This window comes from Archangium sp., from assembly GCF_036388035.1.
GTDB lineage: Bacteria > Myxococcota > Myxococcia > Myxococcales > Myxococcaceae > Archangium.
Map to the genome: position 1 here is coordinate 1 of NZ_DASVSO010000522.1, position 4559 is coordinate 4559.

Annotated in this window: 7 protein-coding genes; 1 reads left to right on the top strand and 6 read right to left on the bottom strand. The window is 70.3% G+C overall.

Annotation, left to right across the window (positions count from 1 at the left end):
- Positions 1–8: 8 nt before the first annotated feature.
- From VF697_RS21050 to VF697_RS21065, 4 genes are read right to left on the bottom strand one after another with little or no spacing between them, the layout of a single operon-like run.
- Positions 9–641, bottom strand: coding sequence for an alpha/beta hydrolase (locus tag VF697_RS21050; protein ID WP_331097690.1), 633 nt, complete (start codon positions 639–641; stop codon positions 9–11).
- Positions 642–679: 38 nt separating this feature from the next.
- Positions 680–1195: a hypothetical protein gene (locus VF697_RS21055; RefSeq protein WP_331097691.1), complete on the bottom strand. Its 516-nt coding sequence runs from the start codon at positions 1193–1195 to the stop codon at positions 680–682.
- 1 nt (position 1196) lies between these two features.
- On the bottom strand, positions 1197–1502 hold the full coding sequence (locus tag VF697_RS21060; RefSeq protein WP_331097693.1) for a hypothetical protein: 306 nt from the start codon (positions 1500–1502) through the stop codon (positions 1197–1199).
- Positions 1496–1873: a hypothetical protein gene (locus VF697_RS21065; protein WP_331097695.1), complete on the bottom strand. Its 378-nt coding sequence runs from the start codon at positions 1871–1873 to the stop codon at positions 1496–1498. The genes VF697_RS21060 and VF697_RS21065 overlap by 7 nt, the downstream gene beginning before the upstream one ends.
- A 210-nt stretch (positions 1874–2083) precedes the next feature.
- On the opposite strand from VF697_RS21065, the gene VF697_RS21070 reads away from it, so the two are divergent.
- Positions 2084–2503: a hypothetical protein gene (locus VF697_RS21070; RefSeq protein ID WP_331097697.1), complete on the top strand. Its 420-nt coding sequence runs from the start codon at positions 2084–2086 to the stop codon at positions 2501–2503.
- 1 nt (position 2504) lies between these two features.
- Here VF697_RS21070 and VF697_RS21075 read toward each other — a convergent pair whose 3' ends face one another.
- Both VF697_RS21075 and VF697_RS21080 read right to left on the bottom strand, forming a co-directional pair.
- Entirely contained in the window at positions 2505–3701 is a 1197-nt protein-coding gene (locus VF697_RS21075) for a class I SAM-dependent rRNA methyltransferase (RefSeq protein WP_331097698.1), read from the bottom strand.
- Complete coding sequence (locus VF697_RS21080; protein ID WP_331097700.1) at positions 3698–4516, bottom strand: HAD-IIB family hydrolase; 819 nt, start codon at positions 4514–4516, stop codon at positions 3698–3700. Before VF697_RS21080 ends, VF697_RS21075 begins: the two co-directional genes overlap by 4 nt.
- Positions 4517–4559 lie beyond the last annotated feature (43 nt).

The following is a 4559-nucleotide window of genomic DNA, read 5'->3' on the forward strand; positions in this document are numbered from 1 at the left end:
GCCATCGGTCACTTGCCCGACAGCATCTTCAGCCAGGTGCGAACGGCTTTTCCCACCAGGGGAAGCGCATGGTGGAAATGGGATCCGGCGCCTTCCACCACGTGCAGGGTGCCGCCGGCCTGGTCCACCGCCTCGGCCAGCTCCGCCCGGGACAGGGTGGAGTCCAGCTCGCCCACCACCACCAGCAGTCCCCGCCCGAGCCCCGCCAGCTCCCGGGCCGTCACCGCGCGAGGGCTCACCAGACACACGGCGGCCACCTCGGGGTGGCGCGCCCGGAGCTCGAGGGCGACCCGGGCACTCCCGTGGAGCGCGGCCACCGCCGCCGCAGGGTGATGGACGTTCTCCAGCACCACGCCCAGCGCGGCCTCGGCCTCCTGCACCAGCGCCTCGCCCGAGCCCCGCTCTCCCTGGCTCCCGCCCACGCCCCGGTAGTTGAAGCGCAGCGTGGGGTGGCCCGCCGAGGCCGCGGCGAATGCCAGCTCGGCACCAATGACGTGGTCCATGCCACCCCCGTCCTCGGGCCGGGGTGGGAGGACGAGCAGCGGGGGCCGCTCGTCGCCCCGGTGCGCCACGCCTTCCATGACGTCGCCGCCCACGGGGATGAGCGTGGAGCGCTCGAGGAACTGACCTTTGAGGACCATAGACGGGGGGAGATTAACGCGGAGCGTGTCCGCGCGCTTCACTCCTGGAGAACTTCTTCTCGGGCAGTGAACGCCAGTCGGGTCTCACAGGCCAGGGCACTGCCCCCCGCGCACGAGGCACAGCGCGACGCGAGCTCCACCACCCCCTTGGAGAGGGTGTCCCGGTCCTCGAAGAGGACGCGGATGGCCGTGGACTCCAGCACCTGGCCCTCGGTCGTCACCACCACCCGCTCGGCCGAGAAGGACTCTCCGTTTCCCACGATGGCCCCCGAGAGCGCCACGGGCGGGGTGTCACCGAGCCGCCAGCCTCCGTCGGGCGCTGCCAGCTCCAGGTAGGCCCGACCGCCGCTGCCGGCCTCCCAGACGGTCCACTCGAAGTCCCGGAAGAGGTTACGATCCTCCACCCGTTGGGACGGGGGCGTGCCGCCGCGGTAGCAGGAGCCCGGGAGCGCCGACAGGGGCGCGGGGTCCACCACCACGCGGTAGCGACGGATCTCCTCGCCGCCACAGCCAGCGAGCACGGTGAGTACCGCGGCCATTCCCAGGTAGCGCATGTCAGGTCGCTCCAGCCAGTTCCGCTGCGTGCTCCTGGCGGACCCAGGAGTAGAGCCGGGTGGTCTCCTCGGGGGTGTGGAAGAGGATGGTGAGCGCCCGGTGCTTGTCGTCCCAGAACTGCCACCTCAGCCCCGAGAGACGATGCCGCAGCTCCCATTGCTCGGCAGCGGGCACATCGAAGACCTCCAGCGCCCAATCCCGTCCAGGAAAATCTCCCCGCGAGGTCCGCTCATCCGTCCACCGTACCGGCCGACCCCCCGCGAGCCGCATCACCTGTCGGCGAAGTTCCTCACGCTCGTTCACCATATCGGTTCCTCCCCGAGCAGATGCCGCACGAAGGCCGCGGCCAACTCCACCGCCGTCCTCACCTGCTCGACCGTCAACTCGTCCTCAAGGTAGTCCGCGGTCACACGCATGTCGGCCAGCCCGGTCAGCACATCGCTGGCTGACGTATCGAGAATCCCGGCCCTGTAGGCCTCGTGGGGCAGCGGCTCATGCAGGAAGTAATATACACCGGGCCTGACTTCTGGAGTAGGGATGCCCACTGCGTTCATTGCATGCCAGCACGCATGGTAGGCCGCGTAGTAGGCCCGCGAGGCCGCCGCGTTGGGGCACGGGTCCTCATCGTCCAGAAGCACACGCGCCGCCGCCAGGTTCTCCCACGTCTTCCGCTCCATCGCCCTCCCCCTCCCCGCCGTCCCGCCTCCTTTCTACCCCTCACCCCTGACATGGGGCCGTCCGACCCCACCCGCGCGGTCACCCCATGAGCCGCAGGGCCCCTCGCACCGGCCATGAGCACACGAGGAGCCGCATTCCTCGCGACGCCGGGCGGGCTGCTGCTAACGTCTCTCCGGAAGAAATCAACGCCTCCTGGAGGCGGAGGACCCATGACCCGCGACGAAGCGCAGCGCCTGGTGCAGGTGTTCATGATGTCCGTCGGACAGCCGAGCGAAGGTCTCAACCCGCAGGGGTTCGGGGGCGCGGTGCTCGGACAGGCCCAGCTCTACTTCGAGTACCGCTCGGACAAGCAGGCGCTGGAGGCGAGCGCCCTCATCTACAAGTTCCGGGATGCGCCCAAGCCCGGCGTGCTCGAGGGCTTCCGCGCCGAGGAGAAGGCCGGCACGAACACCGGTGGTGGCGCGGTGGACTACGAGCCCGAGAACAAGAGCCTCTTCCTAAGTCGCCTCTACGCCACGCCGCCGACGGACGCGGCCTTCCGCGAGGACATGAATCGTCTCACCCAGGCCAGCCTCGTGTGGGCCGATGAGGTGATGGACCGCGTGGCCTCGAGCGTGTTCAAGCGCTGAGCTACACCGACGCCAGCACGTAGAACTTCAGGTACTTGCCCTCGGGGAACTGGAGCCGGATCGGATGATCCGGCGGCTGGTAGCGCTCCTCCACCATGGCGAGGTCCACGCCCGCCTTGAAGGCCGCCTCCTTCACCGCGCCCAGGAAGTCATTGGGGCCCACGCGAGCCGAGCACGACGCCGTCGCCAGCAGGCCCCCGGGCCGCAGCAGCCCCAGCGCCTGACGGTTCAACGAGGCGTACCCGTCGATCGCCGCCTGCACCGCCCGCTGGCTCTTCGCGAACGCCGGCGGGTCCAGGATGATCAAGTCGAACGTCCTCCCCTCCTCGCGGAAGGAGGCCAGCAGCTTGAACACGTCCGCCGCCAGGAAGTCGTACTTCTCCGCCGGCAGCCCGTTGCGCGTGAAGTTCTCGCGCGCCAGGGCAATCGCGTCCGGATCCAGGTCCACCGAGAACACGCTCTTGGCCCCGCCCAGCGCCGCGTTCACCGAGAACCCGCCGCTGAAGCAGAAGCAGTTGAGCACGTCGCGCCCCGGCGCCAGCCGCCGGATGAGGTAGCGGTTCTCCCGCTGGTCCAGGAAGAAGCCCGTCTTCTGCCCGCGCCACGCGTCCACCCCGAACTTCGCGCCCCGCTCGAGGATCTCCAGCACCTCCGGCGCCTGCTGGCCCCACAGCATCTTCCCCGAGCCCCGGCCCTCGTCCTCCTCGGCGTCGTCCCGGCCCACCTCGTCCCGGCCGAGGATACCCTGGAGCTGCGGCACCGCCGCCTTCAGCGCCTCGACGATGAGCCCGCGGTAGGGCGTGAGCCCCGCCGAGTACAGCTTCATCACCGCGTACCGGCCATAGAGGTCCACCACCACGCCCGGCAACCCGTCGCCCTCGCCGTGAATCAGCCGGAAGCTGTCCGTGTCCGTCAGGTCGATGAGCGAGCGCCGCTCGGCCAGCGCCTGCCGCACCCGCTGCGCGAAGAAGGCCGCGTCGATGTTCTGCCGCGGGTTGCGCGTGAGCACGCGCACCGCGATGGCCGAGTGCGGATCGAAGTACCCGCGCGCCACGAACTTCCCGTTCTCGGCCAGGTCCACCACGCTGCCGGGGGGAATCTTCGGCACCCTGTCCAGCGCCTTGCGGAAGACCCACGGGTGCCCCGCGCGCAGGTGACGGCCCAACCCCGGAGCCAGCTCCAGCTTCACGACATTCACGGTCTGACTCCTCGTGGGGCCCTGCGGCCCCGCTGGGCGAGAAGGGCGCGAGCGAGCTCCTCGAAGCCCCGCCCCTCCTCCGCCCGGGTGATGAAGGCCGGCGGCGTGTCGATGCGATCCAGCACCCGCCGCACGTTGGCCACCCCGATACTCAGGGCGAACTCTCCAAACATCGGAGCATCGTTGAAACTATCCCCGACATACACGAAGCGCGGCTCCCCCGGCTCCGGCCGCAGGCCCCAGGCGAGCTTCAGGAAACGGCGCACCGCGGAGCGCTTGTCGAAGCGGCCGAGCCAGCAGTTGACGTGCACCGAGGAGCGCACCGCCGTCACCCCGCGCGCCCGCAGCAGCGCCTCGATGCGCCCGGCCCCCTCCTCGCCCAGCCGCGCCTCCTCGTTGTAGTCCACGGCCAGGTCCACCTCGGTGTAGGCGCTGTCCATGGACAGGCGCGCTCCCGGCACCTGCCGCAGCACGTCCGTCACCTCGGCCACCAGGCGCCGCCGGTTCAACTCCCGAACGCGGGGGGACTCCGAATACACCTTCCGCAGCTTGCCGCCGGGCCCTCGCAGGAAGAGCAGGCCGCCGTTCTCCACCACGACCCCATCCACTGGCAGCGTGCGAGCCCACGCCTCTCCCCAACCCGCCGGGCGGCCAGTCACCAGCACCAGCTTGAGGCCGGCGTCCGCCAGACGTTCGAGCGCCCGCACGGTGGTGGAGCGCAGGCGGTGAGACGTGGTGAGCGTACCGTCGACGTCGGTGAAGACCCCCTCCACCTGGGAGAGGTCCGCGTCGCGCAAGGGGCGGGGGGCAGCCATACGGGCAGCGGCCTACACCCTTCCGGGCCTCACGGGAAGGCCC

Excerpts from the sequence above, each read along its gene's own strand:
- VF697_RS21050 (WP_331097690.1), bottom strand. The coding sequence starts at position 641 with ATGGTCCTCAAAGGTCAGTTCCTCGAGCGCTCCACGCTCATCCCCGTG.
- VF697_RS21055 (WP_331097691.1), bottom strand. The coding sequence starts at position 1,195 with ATGCGCTACCTGGGAATGGCCGCGGTACTCACCGTGCTCGCTGGCTGT.
- VF697_RS21060 (WP_331097693.1), bottom strand. The coding sequence starts at position 1,502 with ATGGTGAACGAGCGTGAGGAACTTCGCCGACAGGTGATGCGGCTCGCG.
- VF697_RS21065 (WP_331097695.1), bottom strand. The coding sequence starts at position 1,873 with ATGGAGCGGAAGACGTGGGAGAACCTGGCGGCGGCGCGTGTGCTTCTG.
- VF697_RS21070 (WP_331097697.1), top strand. The coding sequence starts at position 2,084 with ATGACCCGCGACGAAGCGCAGCGCCTGGTGCAGGTGTTCATGATGTCC.
- VF697_RS21080 (WP_331097700.1), bottom strand. The coding sequence starts at position 4,516 with ATGGCTGCCCCCCGCCCCTTGCGCGACGCGGACCTCTCCCAGGTGGAG.